21 protein-coding genes are annotated in these 21820 nt (G+C 54.6%); 14 read left to right on the top strand and 7 right to left on the bottom strand.

The window, feature by feature from the left end; genetic code table 11:
* The first annotated feature begins 8 nt into the window (after nt 1-8).
* Nucleotides 9-1178 carry a Gfo/Idh/MocA family protein gene (locus C7433_RS01885; protein WP_110267506.1) on the top strand — a complete coding sequence of 390 codons (1170 nt, stop codon included), beginning with the start codon at nt 9-11 and terminating at the stop codon, nt 1176-1178.
* 123 nt (nt 1179-1301) lie between these two features.
* On the top strand, nt 1302-2192 hold the full coding sequence (locus C7433_RS01880; protein WP_054687743.1) for a sugar phosphate isomerase/epimerase family protein: 891 nt from the start codon (nt 1302-1304) through the stop codon (nt 2190-2192).
* A 207-nt stretch (nt 2193-2399) separates the two neighbouring features.
* On the opposite strand, the gene C7433_RS01875 is transcribed toward C7433_RS01880, so the two are convergent.
* The gene (locus C7433_RS01875) at nt 2400-3296 is read right to left on the bottom strand and encodes a LysR family transcriptional regulator (protein WP_033742190.1); all 897 of its coding nucleotides are present in this window, start codon (nt 3294-3296) and stop codon (nt 2400-2402) included.
* Nucleotides 3297-3672: 376 nt separating this feature from the next.
* Here C7433_RS01875 and C7433_RS01870 point away from each other — a divergent pair, with 376 nt between their 5' ends.
* The 4 genes from C7433_RS01870 (at nt 3673) to C7433_RS01855 (ending at nt 6643) form a co-directional block, all read left to right on the top strand.
* Nucleotides 3673-4356 (top strand): nucleoside recognition domain-containing protein, encoded by a 684-nt coding sequence (locus tag C7433_RS01870; protein WP_033741636.1) that lies wholly within the window; start codon nt 3673-3675, stop codon nt 4354-4356.
* Nucleotides 4349-4816 carry a YjiG family protein gene (locus C7433_RS01865; RefSeq protein WP_033741638.1) on the top strand — a complete coding sequence of 156 codons (468 nt, stop codon included), beginning with the start codon at nt 4349-4351 and terminating at the stop codon, nt 4814-4816. Before C7433_RS01870 ends, C7433_RS01865 begins: the two co-directional genes overlap by 8 nt.
* A 17-nt stretch (nt 4817-4833) precedes the next feature.
* Nucleotides 4834-5937: a M20 peptidase aminoacylase family protein gene (locus C7433_RS01860; protein WP_033741640.1), complete on the top strand. Its 1104-nt coding sequence runs from the start codon at nt 4834-4836 to the stop codon at nt 5935-5937.
* A 379-nt stretch (nt 5938-6316) separates the two neighbouring features.
* A complete protein-coding gene (locus C7433_RS01855; RefSeq protein WP_033741642.1) occupies nt 6317-6643 on the top strand; it encodes an NIPSNAP family protein in 327 nt (108 codons plus the stop codon).
* Between the two features lie 228 nt (nt 6644-6871).
* Here the strand turns inward: C7433_RS01855 and C7433_RS01850 are convergent, their stop codons facing one another.
* Entirely contained in the window at nt 6872-7426 is a 555-nt protein-coding gene (locus C7433_RS01850) for a GNAT family N-acetyltransferase (RefSeq protein ID WP_110267505.1), read from the bottom strand.
* A 70-nt stretch (nt 7427-7496) separates the two neighbouring features.
* Between C7433_RS01850 and C7433_RS01845 the strand changes: the two genes are divergently transcribed.
* Together C7433_RS01845 and C7433_RS01840 are read left to right on the top strand one after the other, a co-directional pair.
* The gene (locus C7433_RS01845) at nt 7497-7889 is read left to right on the top strand and encodes a VOC family protein (protein ID WP_110267504.1); all 393 of its coding nucleotides are present in this window, start codon (nt 7497-7499) and stop codon (nt 7887-7889) included.
* Nucleotides 7890-8021: 132 nt separating this feature from the next.
* A complete protein-coding gene (locus tag C7433_RS01840; RefSeq protein ID WP_052133182.1) occupies nt 8022-8657 on the top strand; it encodes an aspartate/glutamate racemase family protein in 636 nt (211 codons plus the stop codon).
* 27 nt (nt 8658-8684) lie between these two features.
* Here C7433_RS01840 and C7433_RS01835 read toward each other — a convergent pair whose 3' ends face one another.
* A complete protein-coding gene (locus C7433_RS01835) occupies nt 8685-9785 on the bottom strand; it encodes an NADH:flavin oxidoreductase/NADH oxidase (protein ID WP_110267503.1) in 1101 nt (366 codons plus the stop codon).
* 284 nt (nt 9786-10069) lie between these two features.
* Nucleotides 10070-10381 (bottom strand): DUF1471 domain-containing protein, encoded by a 312-nt coding sequence (locus C7433_RS01830; protein WP_033741649.1) that lies wholly within the window; start codon nt 10379-10381, stop codon nt 10070-10072.
* A gap of 583 nt (nt 10382-10964) precedes the next feature.
* On the opposite strand from C7433_RS01830, the gene C7433_RS01825 reads away from it, so the two are divergent.
* The 3 genes from C7433_RS01825 (at nt 10965) to C7433_RS01815 (ending at nt 13778) form a co-directional block, all read left to right on the top strand.
* A complete protein-coding gene (locus C7433_RS01825) occupies nt 10965-12578 on the top strand; it encodes an alkaline phosphatase (protein ID WP_110267502.1) in 1614 nt (537 codons plus the stop codon).
* Between the two features lie 211 nt (nt 12579-12789).
* A complete protein-coding gene (locus C7433_RS01820; RefSeq protein ID WP_033741652.1) occupies nt 12790-13209 on the top strand; it encodes a hypothetical protein in 420 nt (139 codons plus the stop codon).
* A 5-nt stretch (nt 13210-13214) separates the two neighbouring features.
* A complete protein-coding gene (locus C7433_RS01815) occupies nt 13215-13778 on the top strand; it encodes an RNA polymerase sigma factor (RefSeq protein ID WP_110267809.1) in 564 nt (187 codons plus the stop codon).
* 48 nt (nt 13779-13826) lie between these two features.
* Here the strand turns inward: C7433_RS01815 and malG are convergent, their stop codons facing one another.
* Genes malG through malE form a run of 3 tightly spaced genes read right to left on the bottom strand, consistent with a single transcriptional unit; the run spans nt 13827 to nt 17508 of the window.
* On the bottom strand, nt 13827-14717 hold the full coding sequence (gene malG, locus C7433_RS01810; protein ID WP_110267501.1) for a maltose ABC transporter permease MalG: 891 nt from the start codon (nt 14715-14717) through the stop codon (nt 13827-13829).
* Between the two features lie 9 nt (nt 14718-14726).
* On the bottom strand, nt 14727-16265 hold the full coding sequence (gene malF, locus C7433_RS01805) for a maltose ABC transporter permease MalF (protein ID WP_110267500.1): 1539 nt from the start codon (nt 16263-16265) through the stop codon (nt 14727-14729).
* Between the two features lie 58 nt (nt 16266-16323).
* Nucleotides 16324-17508 carry a maltose/maltodextrin ABC transporter substrate-binding protein MalE gene (gene malE, locus C7433_RS01800; RefSeq protein ID WP_110267499.1) on the bottom strand — a complete coding sequence of 395 codons (1185 nt, stop codon included), beginning with the start codon at nt 17506-17508 and terminating at the stop codon, nt 16324-16326.
* A gap of 365 nt (nt 17509-17873) precedes the next feature.
* Between malE and malK the strand changes: the two genes are divergently transcribed.
* The 3 genes from malK to malM all read left to right on the top strand — a co-directional run bounded on the left by malK (nt 17874) and on the right by malM (nt 21342).
* Nucleotides 17874-19007: a maltose/maltodextrin ABC transporter ATP-binding protein MalK gene (gene malK, locus C7433_RS01795; RefSeq protein ID WP_039340343.1), complete on the top strand. Its 1134-nt coding sequence runs from the start codon at nt 17874-17876 to the stop codon at nt 19005-19007.
* Nucleotides 19008-19023: 16 nt separating this feature from the next.
* Nucleotides 19024-20325: a maltoporin gene (locus tag C7433_RS01790; RefSeq protein ID WP_039340341.1), complete on the top strand. Its 1302-nt coding sequence runs from the start codon at nt 19024-19026 to the stop codon at nt 20323-20325.
* A 96-nt stretch (nt 20326-20421) separates the two neighbouring features.
* Nucleotides 20422-21342 carry a maltose operon protein MalM gene (gene malM, locus C7433_RS01785; protein ID WP_110267498.1) on the top strand — a complete coding sequence of 307 codons (921 nt, stop codon included), beginning with the start codon at nt 20422-20424 and terminating at the stop codon, nt 21340-21342.
* The last annotated feature ends 478 nt before the right edge of the window (nt 21343-21820 follow it).

Here is a 21820-nt window from a genome sequence, read left to right as displayed (position 1 = left end):
GAATAATCATGATTAACGGCATTAAACCGCTCGAAAAATCACTTCGGTGGGGCATGGTCGGCGGTGGCGGAACCAGTCAGATTGGCTACATTCACCGCTCATCGGCACTCCGTGATCATACCTTTACGTTAGTCGCCGGCGCGTTCGATATCGATGCCGCACGTGGGCGCGCCTTTGGTGAGGCACTGGGCCTTTCACCAGACCGGTGCTATGCCGACTACGAAACCCTGTTTGCTACAGAAGGACAACGCGAGGACGGTATTCAGGCCGTCTCCATCGCCACACCAAACAACACGCATTTTGCTGTCTGCTGCGCCGCGCTTGAAGCCGGACTTCATGTGATATGTGAGAAGCCGCTGTGCTTCACGGTCGAAGAGGCTGAGCATCTGGCGAAACTGAGCCGGGATAAAAACAAGATCATCGGCGTGACGTATGGTTATACCGGTCATCAGCTCATTCTCCAGGCCAGAGAAATGATTACGGAGGGACTTCTTGGCGACATCCGCATTGTTAACATGCAGTTTGCACACGGTTTTCACAACGAATCCGTTGAACAAAATAACGCCAGTACCAGCTGGCGCGTTAACCCGCGCTTTGTCGGACCCAGTTACGTGCTGGGGGACCTGGCAACCCATCCGTTGTGCATCGCTGAAACTATGGCTCCCGCCTTAAAAATCAGGCGACTGCTGTGCTCGCGGCAGAGCTTTGTTAAAAGCCGTGCTCCCCTCGAAGATAACGCGTTTGTCCTGATGGAATATGAGAATGGCGCAGTCGGCAGTCTGTGGGCCTCCGCCGTTAACTGCGGCTCCATGCATGGGCAAAAAGTGCGCATCGTCGGCGCTAAAGCCAGTATCGAGTGGTGGGATGAACAGCCGAACCAGCTCCGGTTTGAAATTCAGGGCGAGCCGGTACGCATCCTGGAAAGGGGCATGGACTATCTTCACCCGGCCGCGCGTGCAGATGACCGTATCGGAGGGGGACATCCGGAAGGTCTTTTCGAAGCCTGGTCAAACCTCTACAGACGTTTCGCGCTGGCCATGGATGCCACCGATCGGGGTGACGACGCCTTCCTGAAAGATTTCTGGTATCCCGATGTGCATGCGGGGCTGGCGGGCGTCAAATGGGTGGAAAACTGTGTCCGCTCAGCCGAATCCGGCTCGACGTGGGTGGAATGCTGATATTGGCTGTCGTGAAAAATGGTCTGAGCGCATCATTCTGTTGAGGATGAGATTTGCGATTAAGTGACTTTCTCTGCCTGAAACCCGACTCAGGCAGCATGAGATAACGTAAAGGTGGCATCAATGAAAATTGCATTCGACGTAGATGTAATCAAAGATCTGGGTATCACCAAAATGGTCCGTCAGGTGTCGGAATGGGGCTACAAGTACATCGAGCAGTCTCCGCATCCGGAAATTAATCCGTTCTATAAGCATCCCCGCGCAAGCCGCGAAATCATTGCGGAGTATAAGAAGGCCCTGCGCGAAACGGGCGTTGAAATTTCCTCTTTCATTTGTGTTTACCGATGGTCTGGCCCGGATGAACTGCGCCGACAGGCGGCGGTAAAAAACTGGACACGCCTCGTTGAAATCGCCGTCGAAATGGGGGTTCAGGTTATTAATACCGAACTGGCGGGCGATCCTAATCAACCTGAAATCTGCGATGAGATGTTTTACCGCTCGATGGAAACACTGCTTCCGCTGTTCGAACGTGAAGGCATCCGTGTAGAAATACAGGCGCATCCATGGGACTTCTGCGAAGAAAGCGACGAAACCGTCAATATGGTCAGGTCATTCAGGAGCGATAACGTTAAATACGTTTACAGCGTCCCGCATACCTTTTTTTACGATAAAGGAAAAGGGGACGTAGAGAGGATGCTTCGTCATGCGGGGCACGATCTCTCTCATGTTCTCATTGCCGATACGATGAATCACACCAAACATTGCCGCTACATTGTCAATCCACCCGGTGTCGATGCGACCATTCATCAGCATGTTGGCATCGGAGAAGGCGAGGTGGATTTTGAGACGCTGTTCCGCACCCTGCGGGAAATGAAGTTTGCAGAGCAGACGTTCAAAGTGGGTGGCGAACCTATCGTGGCCGCTTCGCTGTTCGGTTACCCGGAAAAAATGAAATATCAGGCCGTTGAGACCCGCGAGCGGATAGAACGGGAATTGCTCACGCCACCACGCTGAGTCATCTGTCCGGCATGAGGGGGAAGGTATTCCCCCCTTCACGCCGGGCTTTTAAGCGATACCTCGCAGGCTGTTACTGCCTCAGTACTGACTGTTTGGCTCAACGTTTTATCGCTTCTCCTTGCTCACCGCTGGCTTCAGCCATCTTCGCTGTCCTGATGTTTCTGCGTTCCGCATGACATCCAGCCCTTACGGCTGTCTCTGCTTTTATCTGTCGCGAAACGCATTATGCAGAAGTCGCCACATATGATGGGCTGCCGGGGTAAAGCGCCTGTCGGAGTTCCGTAACAGGTGACACTGAGCGCTACTGGCAATCGGGTGATCGATTGGCACGGCGACAAGTGTGCCCTGGCGAATGGGGTCGGCGGCGGCGTGGGCCGTCATAAATGAGACGCCGAGCCCGGCCTGACTGAGGTTCATGGCGGTCGAGAAGAGGTTACACCGGTAAGCCGGATGAAACTGCAGGCCCTGGCTTTTGAACATCGCGTTCATATGCCGCTGCAGGCCGAAGTTCTCTGTGAGGGCGATAAGCGGGTGAGCAGTCAACGCTTCAATGGTGATGCTGGCAAGACTGGCGACAGGATGCTGCGGCGCGACGACGGCACAGATCGGCCCCCACTTAAAACTGTGCCGCTTCAGTTCCGGTGTGCCAATCGGACCAAACGCCAGCGCCATATCCGCTTCGCCGCTGACGATATCGTTCATCATCTCCTGCATGCTGCCGACCACAATATCGACAAACACCTGCGGGTAAGACTGGGCAAATTCGCGCATAACCCCTTCGATAAACGCCGTGATCAGTCCGCCGCCAATGCGCACCGAAAGCGTTCCGCCGCGCATATGGCGCAGATCTTTAAGCTGGCTCTCCAGCTTTTCGCGCCGCATACGGCTGACAAAATAGTCCTCTGCCAGCAGGCGTCCCGCTTCGGTCAACACCACGTTACGCCCACGCCGTTCCAGCAAGGGAAGCTGTAGCGCACGCTCAAGTTGTGCGATTTGACGGCTGACGACCGACGCATTAACCCCGAGGATATCTGCCGCGCGGCGAATGCCGCCCTGGTTACCGACTTCATACAGATAGCCCACCTGTTTATCCTGGAACATCTGCCACATTTCCTCGTTACTGTTGACCTTAAGGCAACAATAACATCACTCCACGGCTATTTATCAAGCTGTTTAAATAGTGATAATCAAATTAACCGTTAATTTTCGCTGGTCAGAAAAGAAAAAAAGCGAACAACATCGTACTGCACCAAAAGTGCGCCCAAAAACGGTGAGAAGTTATTTGCCTGCGCCTTTAGGCAGGCAGAGAAAAATACACTTTTCCGAAAAGGGATATGACGTTCTCATGTTTTTTTGGGAAGGGGTTTTACTGCACTAAAAATCTTAATAAAAGAGGTTTATTTCACGGCTGGGCTATTCAGGCATGGATCCTGCTTAGTATCAGGACTTTTCCATTACAGATGTAAAGAGAGATGATATGAGCGAATCAAAAACACTGAAGCAGCCAGATAAAGAAGCGACAGAGGAGTGGAAAGTGGGGCCGGGCGCGTGGATTTCACTGATCATTGTGCTGCTGGTCTTTTCCGGCTTCTTTTTTAAAGTTGACGGTATGGCCTGGCTGGGTGCATTCGATTTTACCACGTTAGGTGGCGCGTTCGGCACCATGAAAACGCCGGAAACCAATACCTTTATCGGCAGCGGCGGCCTGAGCGCCAAAGCCGGCTTCCTCTTTGCACTCTCGCTGGTGCCCACGGTAATGCTGGCACTCGGCCTGCTGGAAATCTTCACTCATTACGGCGCGATTCGCGCGGCACATAAATTACTTACTCCGCTGTTAAAACCACTGCTCGGAATTCCGGGTTATACCGGTCTTGCGTTGATTACCGATCTGCAAAGCACCGATGCCGGCGCGGCATTAACCAAAGAGCTCTATGACAGCAAAAAAATCACCCGTAAAGATGTGGTGATTATGGGCTCGTGGCAATACTCGGGTGCTGGGTTGATTAATAACTATTTCTCTATCGGCTCGGCGATGTTCGCTTCATTAACGCTCCCCATTATTATTCCGCTGATTTTAATGTTTGTTCTTAAATTCGTCGGTGCCGCCGTGGTTCGCCTGGCATTAAATACTGTTTATAAGCGAGATTTCGACAATGAATAATCAGGCAAAAGTCTCCGGTAATCCGTTTGATATTTTCGTTATTGGTGCGCGCAAAGGGTTTAATATCGCCATTAATAATCTGATGCCAAATGTCTTAATGGCCTATGTCATCGCAGAAATGCTTAATTTGCTGGGCGTGATGCAGATTATTGGGCACATTTGCGCCCCGCTGATGGGGCTTTTTGGCCTGCCGGGCGAGGCGATCACCGTACTGTTAACCGCCTGGCTCTCTTCCTCTGCGGGCACCGGCGTTGCCGTCAGCCTGCTGAGTAAAGGCCAGCTTGATATGGCCCAGATTACCATTCTCGCGCCCGCCATCTTTTTGATGGGCTCGCAACTCCAGTACATGGGGCGCCTGCTGGGCGTGGCCGATGTGCCGAAGAAGTACTGGCCGTTACTGATGGCGGTCAGCATTCTCAATGCCGTAATCGCCATGCTGATTATGCGCGTTATTGCCTGAGCACTAAGGAGTAATACGTGTCGCGTACACTTGAGCACTTTAATTACCTGCACCAAATCCCGGAACTGGGGTTCGAAGAGTTTAAAACCTCCGCCTATATCGCGGGCGTACTGGAGGCGGCGGGCTACCGTGTCACTCGCCAGGTAAATAACACCACCGGTATTGTCGCCGTTCTGGACAGCGGTAAGCCTGGCCCGACATTAGCGCTGCGCGCCGATATGGATGCGCTGGGGCATATCATTGACGGCCAACATGTGGCGCGTCACACCTGTGGGCACGATGGCCACTCCACCGTCGTACTGACCACCGCCCAGGAGGTGATGGCTGAAGGATTGGTGAAAAAGGGTAGGTTAAAATTCATCTTCCAGCCTGCGGAAGAGCTGGGCACCGGGGCGATTGCCCTGACCGAAGGCGGCGTGCTTGATGATGTCGACATGTTGCTCGGCTTCCACCTGCGCCCGTTGGAGGAGTGCCCGATGGGCCAGGCCGTGCCGGCGATGTACTACTCAGCGTCCGCTACCGTGGAAGTGATGTTCCACGGCAAAGCGGCGCACGCCGCGCGGCCACATTTGGGCGTCAATGCACTGGATGCCGCTGCGCACGCGGTGCAGGCGGTGAACGGCATTCATCTTGCTCCGTCGCTGACATGGAGCGCAAAAGCGACACGGTTTCTCTGTGATGCGGGCGTGACTAACTCGATCCCTGATAAAGCGCAGGTGTGCTGGGATCTGCGTGCGGCAGAGAACGAAGCAATGGCTACCCTTAAACCGCAGGTGGTACGCGCGATTGAGAGCAGCGCCGCCGCCTATGGCGCACGCGCAGAGATCCGCATTCTGAAAGAGATGCCCGCCGCCATTATCCATGACGAGGCCACAGACGTGATCGCACGCGGTATTCGCAGCGTATTTGGCGAAACCGGCCTCACTGCGCCGAAGTCGACACCCGGCAGTGAAGACTTCTTTCACTATCTGCGTCTTCGTCCACAGATCAAAGGCGGCTTCTGGGGACTGGGGGCCAACCTGACGCCAGGTCTGCATCATCCGGAGATGCATTTTGACCGTGACGCGCTGGCGCTTGGGGTGAAAGTGTTTAAAGCCTGCGTGCAGGATGTGCTTGGCTGATTATCAGTTAGCAACAGCGACGTGCCGCGCTCACCGTACGTCGACGTCGGAATCGCAAATGATCCCCTCAACGTGTAGCAGCGATCTGCACGGGATGAAGGGACAAACCTCCGGCGTCGACTATGTTCGGCGCGGGGGCTGTTTCCACTGGCTTTAACAACGTATGGCGCGCCATATCGCTGACATGCGCGCATACCGTCAGCAAACCCTGTTATCAAGGAACTCGTCTGGGCGTATAGGGTATGAATGCTGAAGCCTCTGTTACATCATATTTATGGCGAGACTTAATGAATAACCAATCAGAAGTGAAGTTTATTGATTTCGCTTTGTGTGCGGAATGGTATGGTAAGCACAAATATAAATCAGGAGGAAGAGGTGCATGCGTGCAGTCGAATTATTACAGTACGGCCTGAAACCAGGCACTGGACGAGACTTTCATAAAATCATGGTCGAGAAAAGCGCGCCTTTACATCGTGAAGCGGGAATCGACATCATTGCTTTTGGCAACTCTGCACATGATGTCGATGCTTACTACCTCATCCGGGCTTTCGATAATATGGCGCATATGGAAGCCTCTCAGGCCGCGTTTTACCTGAGCGATGAATGGAAGCGTGGCCCACGAGAAGCCATCATTGAACGTATTCAGACCTGTGTCAAATCTGTATTGATGCTCTCTGAGACAGCAATAAATGCTTTGAGAAACTGACATATTTCGCCCAGCCGTGAGCTTCTTTGCCATTTCTTAAAATTGTAATTAAGTGGCAGACATTTATCAGGTACTACTGTCAGCGTTGGCTTACTCATATCATTATCTTCCCAAACCTGCTTCATCATATTTATTATGCAAGTTCACCTGGCGATAACCGTTACGATAAGTACACATCCTGGTGCGTTCTCATTCGTCTGCGCACAGGTTAATTAACAGCTCACCCTGCTAACATTTAGGTTCCGCAGTGGTTTGTGCGGCCTGCCACTGCTCACGCGTGATCGCATAACACAGGCTTGGCGGGGCATTTTCGACGTCATAAATCTCTTTGATGTAGCGCAACCCGCTTTTCTCCAGCACGTGAATTGACGCCTGATGATGACGTCGTACCGAGGCGGTCACGGACGCCAGCCCCAGCTTGTTGAAGCCGTAATCCAGGGCAAAACGTGACAGCTCAGTAGCATAACCTTTACCCCATGCCTGGGTGTCAAAGCGATAGCCGAGATTATTGGTCAACTCACCGGCAAACTTACGTACGCTCAACCCACCAAAGCCAATCAGCGTATCGGGCGCATCTCGCGTCGATATCGCCCAGCTTTCAAATCCGTACCGTTTAAAAGCGGCCAGTCTCTCGGCCAGCTTCTGCTGCGCGAACGCCAGGCTCGGATACGGGCCCGCCGGGTTAAACGTGTTGGTCGCAGGATCGCCATAAATACGGAACAGATCCTTGTCGTCGGAAGGGCGCATAGCTCTGAGCAACAAACGTGCTGACTGCAGAAACATTATAAACCTCACTGTTATGTCGTTATCCACGCTCACTATTAATAGCCTTTTTACAGAATCAGGAGAAGCAATGGTGATACAACAACTGCGCATTGCGCGCCCGGTCAGTGACCTGACCGCGAGCGCAGACCTGTACTGCACTGGCCTTGGATTGCATAAACTGGGGGAATTCAGGGACCATGACGGATTCAGCGGCATTATGCTGGGCGATAAGACCTTGCCCTGGCATCTGGAGTTTACGTCTTGTCAGCACCATCCTGTCCAGCCCGCGACAACGGTTGACGATCTGCTGGTGCTGTATCTGCCGGACGCGGCGTGCTGGCAGCAACGTTGTCAGGCAATGACGCGTGCCGGGTTTACTGAAGTGACGTCTTTTAACCCGTACTGGGCAAAAAACGGCGCAACCTTTCAGGACAGGGACGGCTATCGGATCGTTATCCAGCATGCCGCATGGCAGGCCTGACGGCATAAGTAATAAGCAGGCGCTACCACACGGGCTGGTGGGTTGGCGTGCGGCTCTCTCTTACAGAGGAGACGTTTGAATCTGGCGTCGCCCATGGCATGATGAAAACCTGTTTTTACGCCGAGCCCACACATGATCGCTATTGCCTGTTTACATACTGCGGCCAGCAATATTTGCATCTTTGACGATGCAGCGAGCCAGTTGCCGTCGGGAGATCTGCAACTGAGTCATCTGGTGATGCCGCACCTGCTGGCGGAGGCCGAAGCCAGTGGCGGACTGACGCCTGAACTTCATGCACGGATCGGCGCGTTGCTGGCGAGTCTGCAACCCCATTTTGACGCCATTCTGATGACCTGTTCCACGCTCGGACCGGTGGCTGAAAGCTTTACAAACGCATCTTCGCCGTGCGTGGTCTGGCGCACAGACAGCATGCTGGCAGAGGCGGTCCGCGAAAATCCCAGGCAAACGGTCGTGCTTTGTGCGGCTGAATCCACGCTGGGCGCCACGCGGGCACTGTTTCACGGTGCCAACGGGCGGCCAGAGGTCGTTCTGATTCCGGGAGCCTGGCAGAAGTTTAAAGCGGGGGATCAGACCGGCTATCTTGCCTGTGTAACAGAAGCGGTTGAAGCGGCCTGGCAGCAGGGCGCGGAGCAGGTTGTGCTGGCGCAGACGTCAATGGCACCGGCGGCGGCGCATTTCGCATCAACACGGCAGCCCCTGACCGGCCCGCATCTGGCGCTACAGCGTTGTCTTCAACACTATCAGTAAGGCCGCACGCTGTGCGGCCATAACGGTTTACTCGTCCGGCGTCAGTGTTCCTTTTGCGCCGTGAGGTTCAGAACGCAGATACTGCGGCGGCGCTTTCACCGTTGCATCGAATGCGGCAGCGGCGTGCCATGGCCAGCGTGGGTTATAGAGCATACCGCGTGCCAGCGCGACCAGATCCGCTTCCCCCTGCTGCAAAATATCTTCGGCTTGCTGCGGCTCGGTAATTAAGCCTACCGCAATCACCGGGATACCGATTTGCTGACGAATATCCCGCGCGAAAGGGACCTGATAGTTCGGGCCGACGCTGATCTGCTGCTGTTCTGACAAACCCCCACTGGAAACGTGGATATAGGCGCAGTTCAGCGCTTCCAGCTGTTGCGAAAAAGCAATGGACTGGCTTACATCCCAGCCGCCTCCAACCCAGTCGCTGGCAGAAATACGCACGCCCACCGGAATGGCGGCCGGGACGGCCTCACGTACTGCTTTAAAGACCTCAAGCGGAAAACGCATTCGGTTCTCCAGTGAGCCGCCGTATTCATCATCGCGGGCATTGGAAAGCGGCGACAGAAACTGGTGCAGCAGATAGCCGTGCGCGGCATGCACCTCAATGAGTTCAAGGCCAAGACGAACGGCCCGCTTTGCCGTAGCGACAAACGCCTCTTTGACACGCGCCAGCGCGCTGGCGTCCATTGCGCTGGGCGGATGATCGCCTTCACTGAACGGCAGGGCGGAAGGGGCCACGGTTTGCCAGCCACCGTTCTGAGGCGAGATGTGTTCGCCGCCTTCCCACGGCACGTCGCAGGATGCTTTGCGCCCGGCATGACCCAACTGAATACCAATCGGCATATCGGAATAGCGACGGATGTCCGCTAATACCGCCGCCAGTGCGGCTTCGGTGTCATCATTCCATAACCCCAGGTCGCCGTAGGTGATACGACCAATATCTTCTACCGCGGTCGCTTCAATGATTAACAGTCCAGCCCCTGAAAAGGCGAGCTGCCCCAGATGGATACGATGCCAGGCGGTTGCGCAACCCTCTTCAGCGGAATACTGACACATTGGCGCAATAACAATTCTGTTATCGAGCGTTAATTCACCGAGTGAAAAAGTGGAAAACAGCGTGCTCATAAAAACCTCATGTCTGAGAATCAATACGTTGAAAAACTATAGTGGCTGAATGCAAAACAGGGGCGACAGGCGGCAAAACAATTTATCCCTTAACTGATATTAGTTACATCATACAGTTAAGTTTCTGATTTAGACCGCACGATGAGACACCGGAGAGATGTTTAAAAATGCAGACTATGCAGGCGTTAGCAGCAGGAAAAGGATCAAAAAACCCTGCTGTTATCATCCGGATAATCAGCAGGGTTCGGAAGGGCTAAAAACGCGTTGCGAAGATGGAGATGTCACTAGTGTGCTCTCTGCAATGCCTTCTCATCCAGCGCATACAGGGTCGCGGTCGCTTCCAGAATATGCTGCTGGTCATTACCGGGTTTGTGAGAATCAACCTGGGTAATGTGGTAACCCACAGCACCGGCCTCAGTGGCTTTGCGCAGCAGCGCATCAGTCACTTCCTGCATTGAGGTCGCCCAGGTCACCGTCGTTACGCCCATCGGGGTGATGGCATTTTTTTCTTCCTGAGATAAGCCGCTACGGATAAACACAGGGCTGACTGTCTGAGGAGAGAAGATAGACAAAAGATCCTGAACAAGTGCTTTCATTTTAATGCTCCTGAATATCGGAATGTATCGCTATCACGGGCAAACGACGCGACAGTGATCGTTACGGGTTTGCTATGTGCTTACGTTTTATTGCCGTGTTAAATACTGTCGGCAGAAGTTATCAAATACCTTTTCAAGTAAATGAATTTGGCTTTTCTTGCTAATCAGATGCTTATGAAAGCTTCCGCCACACTTGAGCTGAAATTTGGCAGGATTTTTGTGTCTGCTTACAGGTTGTGAAATTAAGATACAAAATCCCAACGTCAAATTAACAAACGAAGTCGGTACGCCCTGGCATTAACGTTGGGTCATCCGTGTGCTCACTTACAGAGCTTTACACAGCACGCTTTCTGCAGCAGGTTTTTTAAAGTGATGCCTCAATGCATTGATATAAAAGCTTTTTATCCGTTACACTGAAAGCGATGGCCAGACAGGGGGAAGCAGGAGGGGGATTTTCTTCATAAAACTGTCACACGTCGTCGTAATACTGCGCAGCCATCAAAGTTACAAACAGACATTGTTTGACATGGGTTGAAACCTGGCTTGTCTGTCAGGGGCTTGCCGCAATAATAGGGAGAGTTTTATGTCACGCAAACCACGTCTTTACCGTACCGCTGCCGCGTTTTCTCTGGGTAAACTCAGTCTGCTTATGCTGGCAATGGGCGGTATGACCGCCAGCTCCGCCGTGCTGGCGGCAGAAGTGAAAGCCAAAAATGTGATTATCATGATTAATGACGGGGCAGGCTGGGGCACCTGGGATGCAACAGCCTACTGGCAGTATGGCAGCCGTGAAAGTACGCCGTATGCCGCGTTTCCGGCAAAATATGCCATGACAACCTATCCCCTGAATGCCTCAAAAAAAGCCACGCACAATAATGCCTCTCTGGTTAATTACGATCCGCAGAAAGCCTGGGATACAACCCGAACAGATAATAAGGATCTGCCGTTCAGGGGTTACGACTATCTGGCGGTGAATCCTACGGACAGCGCCGCCGCCGGCACAGCGCTGGCGTCAGGAATTAAAACCTATAACAACGCCATCAACGTCGATAACAACGGACAACCGGTTGATTTTGTCACACTAACGGCGAAAGCCATGGGCAAAGCGACAGGCGTCGTCACCAGCGTGCCGTTCTCCCACGCCACGCCCGCCGCCTTTGGCGCACAAAACGCGTCGCGTAACGATTATCACGCGATTGCGAAACAAATGCTGACGTCAGGGAAACTGGATCTGATTATGGGAACCGGTTTGCCGGGCTTTAACGCCAACGGCACCGACTGTCAGCATCTGGCTTCAAACGAAACCACCGTGGGGTGCGGAGAAGATGCGCACCGTTACCTCTCTGAAGCAGACTGGACATTGCTCAACGCTGGCAAGCTGGCCCCTGCGGGTGGTCAGCCGTGGAAAGTGGTGCGCAGTACTGAGGCGTTCGCCCGCCTCGCCAGTGGCGCGCTGGTGCATAGCGGCCCGTTACTGGGATCGCCGAACGTTGCCCCCAACGGCACGTTGCAGCAGGGCCGTCAGGCCGCCATTGTTGGCAAAGATGCGGCGAATCCGTCCGGGGATGCGTTTATTGCCACGGTACCGACCCTGAATACGATGACCCGGGGAGCCATTCAGCACCTGAGTAAAAACCCCGACGGCTTTTTTATGATGGTCGAAGGCGGTGCGACTGACTGGTCCGCGCATACCAGCAATGCATGCAGTGAAAAAGGCGACTGGGGGAATTCCTACAACCCCAACTGCGTCGGCGTGGAATATGGTCGCCTGATTGAAGAAAGTGCAGACTTCAACAACGCTGTGGCCTCCGTGATTGAATGGGTAGAGAAAAACAGTAACTGGAACGAGACGCTATTGATCGTGACGACCGATCACGACAACGGCATGCCAATGGGACCCGATGCGCAGAGCATCCCTTTCCAGGCCGTCATTAATAAAGGGAAAGGCATGGTGCCCGGCATCTCATTCCGTCCAACCGGCAACCATTCCAACGCGCTTGTGCCGCTGTGGGCAAAAGGCGTTGGGGCCGATGCCTTTGCGGAGCGCGTGCGTGGCAACGATGCGGGCTATGCTAAGCATGTAGGCTACAACCAGGGCGACTATATTGATAACACCGACGTTTTTACCGTTGTGAAGGCGGTGCTTGAAGGCAGGGCGGTCGAAAAAGTGACGCCCGACCACGTGAGTAAATCATGATGTGACGTTGTCACCATGAGCGGGATTTTCGGTCCCGTGGTTTTTACCTCTTGCCCGTTGCCGGTCGGCCTGTGCTGATCGGCAGCGCGGTTTTATGCCAGACCGGACCGCCACCTTCCACACTCAACAAATTTTTTTTAACGAGCCAGCAATATTTTGCGGGCTCATTCGTCTACCTCATCATGTTCATCACTGCTGAGGTCATACAACTATGAGAAATGTCGATAATCACCCGTTTCACCCTTCTCGCGGCATGGGCAGGCACCGCCTGCCAAAGGCGTTCATTGTCGGGGGCGTGTTAATTGTCGTGCTGTGTCTGCTGGTCATGACACTATGGAATGCCATACTGCCTGCCATCACAGGCGTTAAAACAATTGGTTTCTGGCAGGCCGCCGGACTGCTGCTGCTGTGCCGGATTCTGTTTGGCGGCCTGGGCATCAGACCGGGGATGTTTGGCAAGGCGCGGCGGCGCATGCATGAGCGCTGGATGCAGATGACACCGGAAGAACGGGATGAATTTATGAAGCAACGGCGTGAAGGGTTCGGCCATCGTGCTCACCACCGTCGGGACAGATGCCGGGAAGAGCAGCCACCGTCTGCGGACACTCATTCTGACACCCGGACAGAGTAATGACGATGAAGGCCAGCGCATTGCAAACCGCATCACTGGTAAAAGCGCTTGAACGCTGCAAAACAAAACTCCACGCTTTTATCCGGGGTCGCATCGCCGTTCGCGATGAGGCTGAGGATATTTTGCAGGAAGTGACCTGTCAGCTGATCGGGGTAGAACAACCTGTAGAGAATATCTCGGCGTGGTTGTTTCGGGCGGCGCGTAATGAAATGACCGACCGGGCGCGTAAGAAACGAGAACTGCCGCTTTTTCCTTACGTGCAGGATGATGATGAGGAGGAGGCGGTAGACGTCGAACTGGCGGAAACCCTGTTTGGCACGCCGCAAACGCCCGAAGACGATTATCTCAGGGGGCTGCTTTGGGAAGCCCTGGAAGCGGCACTGTCTGAACTGCCGCCAGCGCAGTTTGAGGTGTTCGATAAAACAGAGCTGCAGGGCATAAGTTACAAAGAACTGTCTCACGCCACCGGCGTAAGCGTTCAGACTCTGTTGTCGCGCAAGCACAAAGCCGTGCTGTATCTGCGTATGCGCCTGCGTGCCGTTTATGACGATCTGACAGAAGACAACTAAAAAAGGCGGCCAGTGGCCGCCAACACGAGCACAGCAGTGGCAAATGAGTCAGCCTTTAACGCCACCGGCGGTCAGGCCATTAACCAGCCAGCGTTGCGCCAGCAAAAACACCAGGGTAATCGGAATGGCAGAGAGCACGGCAGCGGCAGCAAAATCCCCCCACAGATAATTTTGCGGATTGAGGTACTGCTGCATCCCGACGGCCAGCGTATAGCTGTTCACGTTGCGCAGCAGTAAAGACGCTACCGGCACTTCCGTCACGGCGGCAATAAAAGCCAGAATAAACACGACGGCTAAAATGGGCACGGACAGCGGCAGCAGCACCAGACGAAATGCCTGCCACGGCGTGGCACCGTCAAGGGCAGCGGCCTCCTCCAGCGATCGGTCAATCGTTTCGAAATAGCCCTTAATCGTCCAGACATGCAGCGCAATACCACCCAGATAGGCGAAAATCACACCGCCGTGAGTATTCAGGCCGATAAACGGCACGTATTGTCCAATGCGATCAAACAGGGCATAGAGCGCCACCAGGGACAGTACCGCCGGGAACATCTGAAAAATCAGCATGCCTTTCAACAGGCTGGCACGGCCTTTAAAGCGCATACGGGCAAAGGCATAGGCGCAGGTGGTGGACAGCGCCACAATGCCCAGTGCGCTGATCGCGGCAATTTTCACGGAGTTCCAGAGCCACAACAGCACCGGAAAGGGCGGCGGCGTAACGGAACCGTCGGCGTGCTGGACGCTGAACCCCAGCGCCAGCCGCCAGTGCTCCCAGGAGATCTGATCGGGGATCAGGCTGCCGGTGGCAAAGTTACCGGCGCGCAGCGAGATGGCCACGACCATCAGCAGCGGAAAGACGATTGCCGCGATAAACGTCAGCAGCAGCAGATGCGCCAGAAGCAGACGCAACCGTTGCGATTTGGGTTGCACCATAGCCATAACGTCTCCTTAATCAAATTTCATTCGGACAGCTTTCAGATTCAGCACCGCCAGAGCGCCAACCAACAGGAAAATCAGCGTCGCAATCGCGGCCGCCAGACCAAAATCCTGCCCGCCGCCGCCTTCAAACGCGATGCGCCATGTGTAGTTCACCAGCAGGTCGGTGTAACCGGCCGGTGTAGTCGTGCCGAGTCGGTCAGGTGCGCCATTGGTCAGCAACTGAACCAGTACAAAGTTATTAAAGTTAAAGGCAAAACTGGCAATCATCAGCGGCGTTAACGGCTTCAGCAGCAGCGGCACCGTAATTAAAAAGAAATTTTGCAGCGGGCCCGCACCGTCCATCGCAGAGGCTTCATACAAATCCTCTGGGATCGCTTTCAGCAGTCCCATGCACAGGATCATCATGTAGGGGTAACCCAGCCAGGTATTCACAATGATCAACATCGTGCGGGCCAGCGTGGGATCGCTAAACCATGCCGGTTTGATCCCAAACAGCGTACTGAGCAGCACATTGATTTCGCCGAAGCTCTGATTAAACAGCCCTTTGAAAATCAGGATGGAGATAAACGCGGGCACGGCATATGGCAGAATCAGCAGGACGCGATAAATCGCTTTGCCTTTCAGCGCCTCCCATTGCACCAGACAGGCCAGCACCATGCCGACAGCGACCGTCAACACCACCGTCAGTAAGGAAAAGATCATCGTCCAGCCGAAAATCGCCAGGAAGGGCTTTTGAATCCCCTCATCGGTAAACACCCGCACAAAGTTTTTCCAGCCCGCGCTTACGGTGAAGCCGGGACTTAACTCTTCATTTCCCCATTGCCCCTGCGCAGTGATCGCCTGGTAGAACCCCGTTTCCGGGTTTGCCCGATAGCGAAGGCCGCTTTGCTGATTTTTCAGCGTGTCACGATCCACCACCTGATAAAGCGGACGTGTGCCGGAAAACTGACGCAGCGAACTCATCACCAGTTCACGACCATCCGGCATTTCAGCGCGGATCTTCCCCAGGGCCTGGCGATGCGTCGTAATGACACGGAGCGACGCGCGCGTTCCGTCTGGAATCGGCCCACTGACCATCTTCAGGTTTCCGACCGCCGCAAACGAAAAGGGCGCGGAAACCCAGGACTGATTATCTGCGCTGTTCGTCAGGACCAGCTGCCAGCGATCGTTTACCGCAAACAGCGAAAAATTCAGACCTGCGCCGTCCTGATAGTGTCGGCTGAGTAAGACTTGCTCCGCCCGTTCCTGACTCAGCTGATGGGTGCTGCTGTAGTTGGTGAAAGCAATGCCCACCGTGCAGGCCAGGGGAAACAACACAAACAGTGTCATTCCGGCCAGGCCCGGATAAACATAGCGCCAGGCGTAAGCCCGGCGCTGGCTGTAAATTCCGATCCCCAGTCCGCTGATCACCAGCGTGAGCAGGGCGAACAGGTATTCCCCCTGGGCGTACATCAGCACTAACAGGTAGCCGACCAGCAGGCAGCACATGCCCACCACCAGACCTTTCAACAACGCACGATGCCGTCCCGCTTGCGGTTTTTCTGACATGACCCGATTTCCTCAACGGCAAGAGGCGGACCCGTTTTACCGGCCCGCTTTATAAGGTTTATTTATTCAGACGTGACTGCGCATCCTTCAGCGCGGCATCGACGGTTTGCCGACCGCTGAGGGCGTTAAGCGTGGCGGTGCGCATGGCGTACCAGAAGGCCGCCATCTGCGGAATATTGGGCATAATCTCGCCGTTTTGCGCATTGTTCATGGTAGCGGCGATACGGGTGTCTTTTTCCAGTTTTTGCTGGAAAGACTTCAGCGCCACCGCGCCCAGGGGTTTGTCTTTGTTGACGGTTTCCAGACCCGCATCCGTCAGCAGGTAGTTTTCCAGAAATTCTTTTGCCAGCTCTTTATTGGGGCTGGCCGCATTGATGCCGGCGCTCAGCACGCCAACGAAAGGTTTAGACGGTTTACCGTTTAACGTTGGCAATGCCGCAACGCCGTAGTGAATACCGCTTTTATCAATATTGCTCCAGGCCCAGGGGCCGTTAATCGTCATGGCCGTCTGGCCTTTATTAAAGGCGGCTTCAGCAATGGAATAGTCGGTATCCGCATTCAGGACCTTTGCCTTGACCTGATCGACCAGAAACTGCAAACCGGCTTTTGCCCCGGCACTGTCGACGCCCGTGTTGTTGACATCGTAATGGCCCGCGTTTCCTTGATAGGCATAAGCGCCACCGGCGGCCAGCAGAGGCCAGGTGAAATAGGGTTCCTGCAGATTAAACATGATGGCGCTTTTGCCTTTTGCGTGCAGTTGCTTATCCAGCGCGGCCATCTCTTCCCATGTTTTCGGCGGCGTTGGCAACAGATCTTTGTTATAAATCAGCGACAGTGATTCCACCGAGACCGGATAGCCGATCAATTTGCCATTGTAGCGAACCGCATCCCAGGTGAAGGGGAAGATCGTTTGCTGAAAGGTCGCGTCCGGCGTGACTTCGGCTAATAAACCCGACTGGGCATAGCCGCCAAAGCGATCGTGCGCCCAGAAAATAATATCCGGGCCATCACCCGTTGCGGCAACCTGGGGGAATTTTTCTTCCATCTTATCCGGATGTTCGACGGTGACGTGAATACCGGTTTCCTGCTCAAACTTTTTCCCCACCTCGGCCAGGCCGTTATAGCCTTTGTCACCGTTGATCCAGATGACCAGTTTGCCTTCTTCAATTTTTGCCATGGCTGAGGCCGAGTACAGCACAGCCGCAAGGGCTGACAGAGTCAAAATCTTTGCGCCGGTTTTCATCTTTAACACTCCATCCTGTTAGCGGAAACACATCTGTTACCTGCGCCACATTGTGGGTGTTCTGTCGGGCTTCTCATCCTCCTGCGGTCTACGCCTGCGCCAGCCGGGCCGTGATCGCCGTAGCAAAATAAGCGCGTTATCACGGTACAGCTCACACAATGGCTCCCACCAGACTGCGTTATCCATCACAAAAAACGGCGCGGCGGCACGCAGTTCGTCAAGGTCGCCATGTTCTCCTCCTCCCGGCTCCTCCCCCAGCAAAAGCGCGTTTGCGGAGGATGTGACGGGGTAAGGCTCTGCGCATAGTAAACGCCAGAATTTTCCGCTGCCGTGCAGGCCGCATTTGTGAGTGAGAGGAAAGCACTATGGCAAGCGTCGTATTACGCAATGTCACCAAAGCCTGGGGCGACACAGTGGTGTCGAAGAACATTAACCTGGAGATGGCTGAAGGGGAGTTCGTGGTCTTTGTCGGGCCGTCGGGGTGCGGCAAATCCACATTGTTACGCATGATCGCCGGGCTGGAAACCATCACCAGTGGAGAATTGTTGATCGGCGATCGGCGAATGAATGATGTCCCACCCGCTGAACGCGGGATCGGGATGGTGTTTCAGTCCTATGCGCTTTATCCCCATCTCTCTGTCGCTGAAAACATGTCTTTCGGCCTGAAGCTTGCGGGCGTGAAGAAAGCGGACATTGAACAGCGCGTGACGCAGGTCGCCGAAGTGCTGCAACTGGCACATCTGCTTGACCGCCGCCCCAAAGCGCTCTCCGGCGGGCAACGTCAACGTGTGGCCATTGGCCGCACTCTGGTGGCAGAGCCGCGCGTCTTTTTGCTGGATGAACCGCTCTCTAATCTGGATGCCGCGCTGCGGGTGCAGATGCGCATTGAGATCGCCCGTCTGCATAAGCGCCTCGGACGCACGATGATTTATGTCACCCACGATCAAATCGAAGCGATGACGCTGGCCGACAAGATCGTCGTGCTGGACGCCGGACGCGTCGCACAGGTTGGCCGACCGCTGGAGCTGTATCACTATCCGGCCAACCGCTTTGTCGCAGGGTTTATCGGCTCGCCCAAAATGAACTTTCTGCCCGTCAAGGTCACGGCGACCGCCATTGAGCAGGTGCAGGTGCGCCTGCCCAATAACCAATTTGTATGGCTGCCGGTCGACAGCACCGGTGTGCAGGTCGGCAGCAACATGTCTCTGGGCATCCGTCCCGAACACCTTCTCTCCAGCGAGATCGCCGACGTTACGCTGGAAGGTGAAGTCCAGGTTGTCGAGCAACTGGGACATGAAACGCAGATCCACATCCAAATCCCCGCCATCCGTCAAAACCTGGTGTACCGCCAGGAGGACGTGGTGTTGGTAAAAGAGGGCACCACGATGGGTATTGGCTTGCCGCCCGAGCGTTGTCACCTGTTCCGCGAGGACGGAAGCGCGTGCCGCAGGCTGCATCAGGAACCCGGTGTTGAGCCCGCCAAATACAAAAAGCAATAACCTCAGGAGATCGAAAATGTTAACTCTGCGCAAGCTTTCCCTCGCCGTGGCCGTGGCGACAGGCACGCTGTCTGCGCCGCTTATGGCGGTGGATTTTTCCGGTTATGCGCGCTCCGGCATCGGCTGGACCGGTAGCGGCGGCGAGCAGCAATGCTTTCAGGCAACCGGTGCACAAAGTAAATACCGCCTCGGCAACGAATGCGAAACCTACGCGGAACTGAAGCTGGGTCAGGAAGTGTGGAAAGAGGGCGATAAGAGCTTCTATTTTGACACCAACGTGGCGTACTCGGTTTCTCAGCAAAATGACTGGGAATCCACCTCACCGGCGTTTCGTGAGGCCAATGTCAAAGGCAAGAACCTGATTGATGCGCTGCCGGGTTCTACGATCTGGGCCGGTAAGCGTTTTTATCAACGCCACGATGTACACATGATCGACTTCTACTACTGGGATATTTCGGGACCGGGGGCGGGCCTGGAAGATGTCGATCTGGGATTTGGAAAGCTTTCTTTTGCGGCAACCCGTTCCTCAGAAGCGGGCGGTTCGTATACCTTCTCCAGCGATCGAATCCGCAATTACGCCACCAGCACAGCTGACGATGTCTTTGACGTGCGGCTGGCCGGGCTGGAAACCAACCCCAATGGCGTGCTTGAGCTGGGCGTGGACTATGGTCGTGCCAATGCCCGTGACGGTTATCGCCTGGACGAGGGCGCCTCAAAAGATGGCTGGCTGTTCACCGCAGAACATACCCAGAGCATGCTGAAGGGCTACAACAAGTTTGTGCTCCAGTACGCCACGGACGCGCTGACGTCACAGGGCAAAGGGTTAGCGCAGGGCAGCAATATCAATAACAACGGCCGGCTGTACCGGATCCTGGATCACGGCGCGATCTCGCTGGCAGAGCGCTGGGACATGATGTACGTCGCGATGTACCAGAACACCGACCTCGATAACAACCGGGGCAACGAGTGGTACACCGTGGGCGTGCGGCCAATGTACAAATGGACACCGATCATGAGCACCCTGCTGGAAGTCGGCTATGACAACGTGAAGTCTCAGGAGGTCGGCGAGCGCAATGGCCAGTACAAAATCACGCTTGCCCAGCAATGGCAGGCAGGTGACAGCATCTGGTCGCGCCCGGCGCTGCGTCTGTTTGCGACCTATGCCAAATGGGACGAGAAGTGGGGCTACAGCAAAGATGCGGCGGGCGATCTCACTACGCTGGCCGCACGTGACAGCAGTGGCAACGGCCTGTTCACCAACAGTCGTGGCAACAATGACGAGTGGACCTTTGGCGCCCAGATGGAAATCTGGTGGTAAGGCGATCCCCGGTTAACGTTCTCTCACCGCATTCTTTTTTTCTGGTAGCGGCTGCTATTGCCTGGCGGTGCCGCTGCCGGTTCTGCGAGGTTCACAATGAAAATGCATAAAGTCGGATTAGCGCTGAGCCTGAGCGCAATGCTGCTGGCAGGGCACAGCGCCACTGTCCGCGCCGAAATCAATCTGATGCCGCAGGATGTCTCTGCCGCACCACACTTTTCACAAACCAGTCTGCAAAGCCTGACCTGGCAGCCGCTGGATACTTCACGCGCTCAGGTGACAGTGCTTGATGGCAGCCATTCACGATGGAATGTCCCGGGGATGACGGGCCCGGTCGCGGCTTACAGCCTGCCTGCGACGCTGGGAGAGCTGACCATTACCCTGAGCAGCGAGGTGCAGAATAACCAGGTATTTGCCCCCAATGTGCTTGTCCTGGATGAACATTTCCGTCCGGCCGCCTGGTTTCCGAGCCGCTGGTTTACCTATCAGCAACCCGGCGTAATGGCCGCTGACCGGCTTGAAGGCGTAATGAAACTGACGCCCGTGCCGGGGCAGCAGAAAATCTATCTGTTAGTGTTCACCACAGAAAAGGATCTGACACAAACCACTACGCTGTTGGATCCGGCAAAAGCCTATGCCAGGGGAACCGGCCACGCGGTGCCGGATATTCCCGATCCCGTTGCCCGCCATAGCCTCTCGGGCAGGCTAAAAATCAACGTCAGCACCAGTTCCGCCTCCTCGATACTGGTCGGGCCGCTGTTTGGCGCTTCCCGTTCAACGCCCGTGACGGTCGGACAAACACAACCTGCCGTGCAGGCCGCGCAACCCACTGCTGCGCCTGACACAAAATCACAGCCCCTTGTCACCGATACCGAAAGCTACTTTAACCAGAGCATCAGGCAGGCAGTGGCTCAGGGCAATATTGATAAAGCGCTTAAACTGCTCGACGAAGCAGAGCGGCTCGGTTCACCTTCCGCACGAAAAACATTTATCAGCAGTGTTAAAGGCAAGGAGTAATCACTCCGCAGTGCTGATTTGCTCCACCTGGTGCGCTGAGGCGCACCTTTTTTTGTCAGTCAGAGAAGTAAATACGAATGTCGGCCGGAAAATTGAACGACTATTCGAAATGATGACATGTTAAGCCATGCTGAAATACTCTCGATGGGTTGTCTTTTTCTGAGGCGGGCCTGCAACTTTCACAATAACTTTGAAGACCTTGAGGATTATTTATCGTTTCACGCGCGGGTGTGGTTCCAAAGTGATTAGGCGTCTGAAAGTAAATATGCTGCCTTCCGTGTGTCACAGAGCATTTCGGGCAACTTTTATATTCAACGTTGTTTTTGACTTTGGGAAGCCCCCCTGTTTAAAGCAAGACCGCAACACGCACAGCAACCGATCATCGCACCCTCTCAATATATTAATAAATCTGATTAATATCTTTGCCAGTGTGCAAGTTTCGGTCCAAAGGTAAATTGAACCCGGCTACAGAAATGAC

It is taken from the genome of Pantoea sp. PNA 03-3, from assembly GCF_003201175.1.
Taxonomy (GTDB): domain Bacteria; phylum Pseudomonadota; class Gammaproteobacteria; order Enterobacterales; family Enterobacteriaceae; genus Pantoea; species Pantoea stewartii.
This window is presented reverse-complemented; position numbering and strand designations above follow the sequence as displayed.

Bases quoted from the DNA above. Each gene is read 5' to 3' on its own strand.
- C7433_RS01885 (WP_110267506.1), top strand. From the start codon at position 9: ATGATTAACGGCATTAAACCGCTCGAAAAATCACTTCGGTGGGGCATG.
- C7433_RS01880 (WP_054687743.1), top strand. From the start codon at position 1,302: ATGAAAATTGCATTCGACGTAGATGTAATCAAAGATCTGGGTATCACC.
- C7433_RS01875 (WP_033742190.1), bottom strand. From the start codon at position 3,296: ATGTTCCAGGATAAACAGGTGGGCTATCTGTATGAAGTCGGTAACCAG.
- C7433_RS01870 (WP_033741636.1), top strand. From the start codon at position 3,673: ATGAGCGAATCAAAAACACTGAAGCAGCCAGATAAAGAAGCGACAGAG.
- C7433_RS01865 (WP_033741638.1), top strand. From the start codon at position 4,349: ATGAATAATCAGGCAAAAGTCTCCGGTAATCCGTTTGATATTTTCGTT.
- C7433_RS01855 (WP_033741642.1), top strand. From the start codon at position 6,317: ATGCGTGCAGTCGAATTATTACAGTACGGCCTGAAACCAGGCACTGGA.
- C7433_RS01850 (WP_110267505.1), bottom strand. From the start codon at position 7,426: ATGTTTCTGCAGTCAGCACGTTTGTTGCTCAGAGCTATGCGCCCTTCC.
- C7433_RS01845 (WP_110267504.1), top strand. From the start codon at position 7,497: ATGGTGATACAACAACTGCGCATTGCGCGCCCGGTCAGTGACCTGACC.
- C7433_RS01840 (WP_052133182.1), top strand. From the start codon at position 8,022: ATGATCGCTATTGCCTGTTTACATACTGCGGCCAGCAATATTTGCATC.
- C7433_RS01835 (WP_110267503.1), bottom strand. From the start codon at position 9,785: ATGAGCACGCTGTTTTCCACTTTTTCACTCGGTGAATTAACGCTCGAT.
- C7433_RS01830 (WP_033741649.1), bottom strand. From the start codon at position 10,381: ATGAAAGCACTTGTTCAGGATCTTTTGTCTATCTTCTCTCCTCAGACA.
- C7433_RS01825 (WP_110267502.1), top strand. From the start codon at position 10,965: ATGTCACGCAAACCACGTCTTTACCGTACCGCTGCCGCGTTTTCTCTG.
- C7433_RS01820 (WP_033741652.1), top strand. From the start codon at position 12,790: ATGAGAAATGTCGATAATCACCCGTTTCACCCTTCTCGCGGCATGGGC.
- C7433_RS01815 (WP_110267809.1), top strand. From the start codon at position 13,215: ATGAAGGCCAGCGCATTGCAAACCGCATCACTGGTAAAAGCGCTTGAA.
- malG (WP_110267501.1), bottom strand. From the start codon at position 14,717: ATGGCTATGGTGCAACCCAAATCGCAACGGTTGCGTCTGCTTCTGGCG.
- malF (WP_110267500.1), bottom strand. From the start codon at position 16,265: ATGTCAGAAAAACCGCAAGCGGGACGGCATCGTGCGTTGTTGAAAGGT.
- malE (WP_110267499.1), bottom strand. From the start codon at position 17,508: ATGAAAACCGGCGCAAAGATTTTGACTCTGTCAGCCCTTGCGGCTGTG.
- malK (WP_039340343.1), top strand. From the start codon at position 17,874: ATGGCAAGCGTCGTATTACGCAATGTCACCAAAGCCTGGGGCGACACA.
- C7433_RS01790 (WP_039340341.1), top strand. From the start codon at position 19,024: ATGTTAACTCTGCGCAAGCTTTCCCTCGCCGTGGCCGTGGCGACAGGC.
- malM (WP_110267498.1), top strand. From the start codon at position 20,422: ATGAAAATGCATAAAGTCGGATTAGCGCTGAGCCTGAGCGCAATGCTG.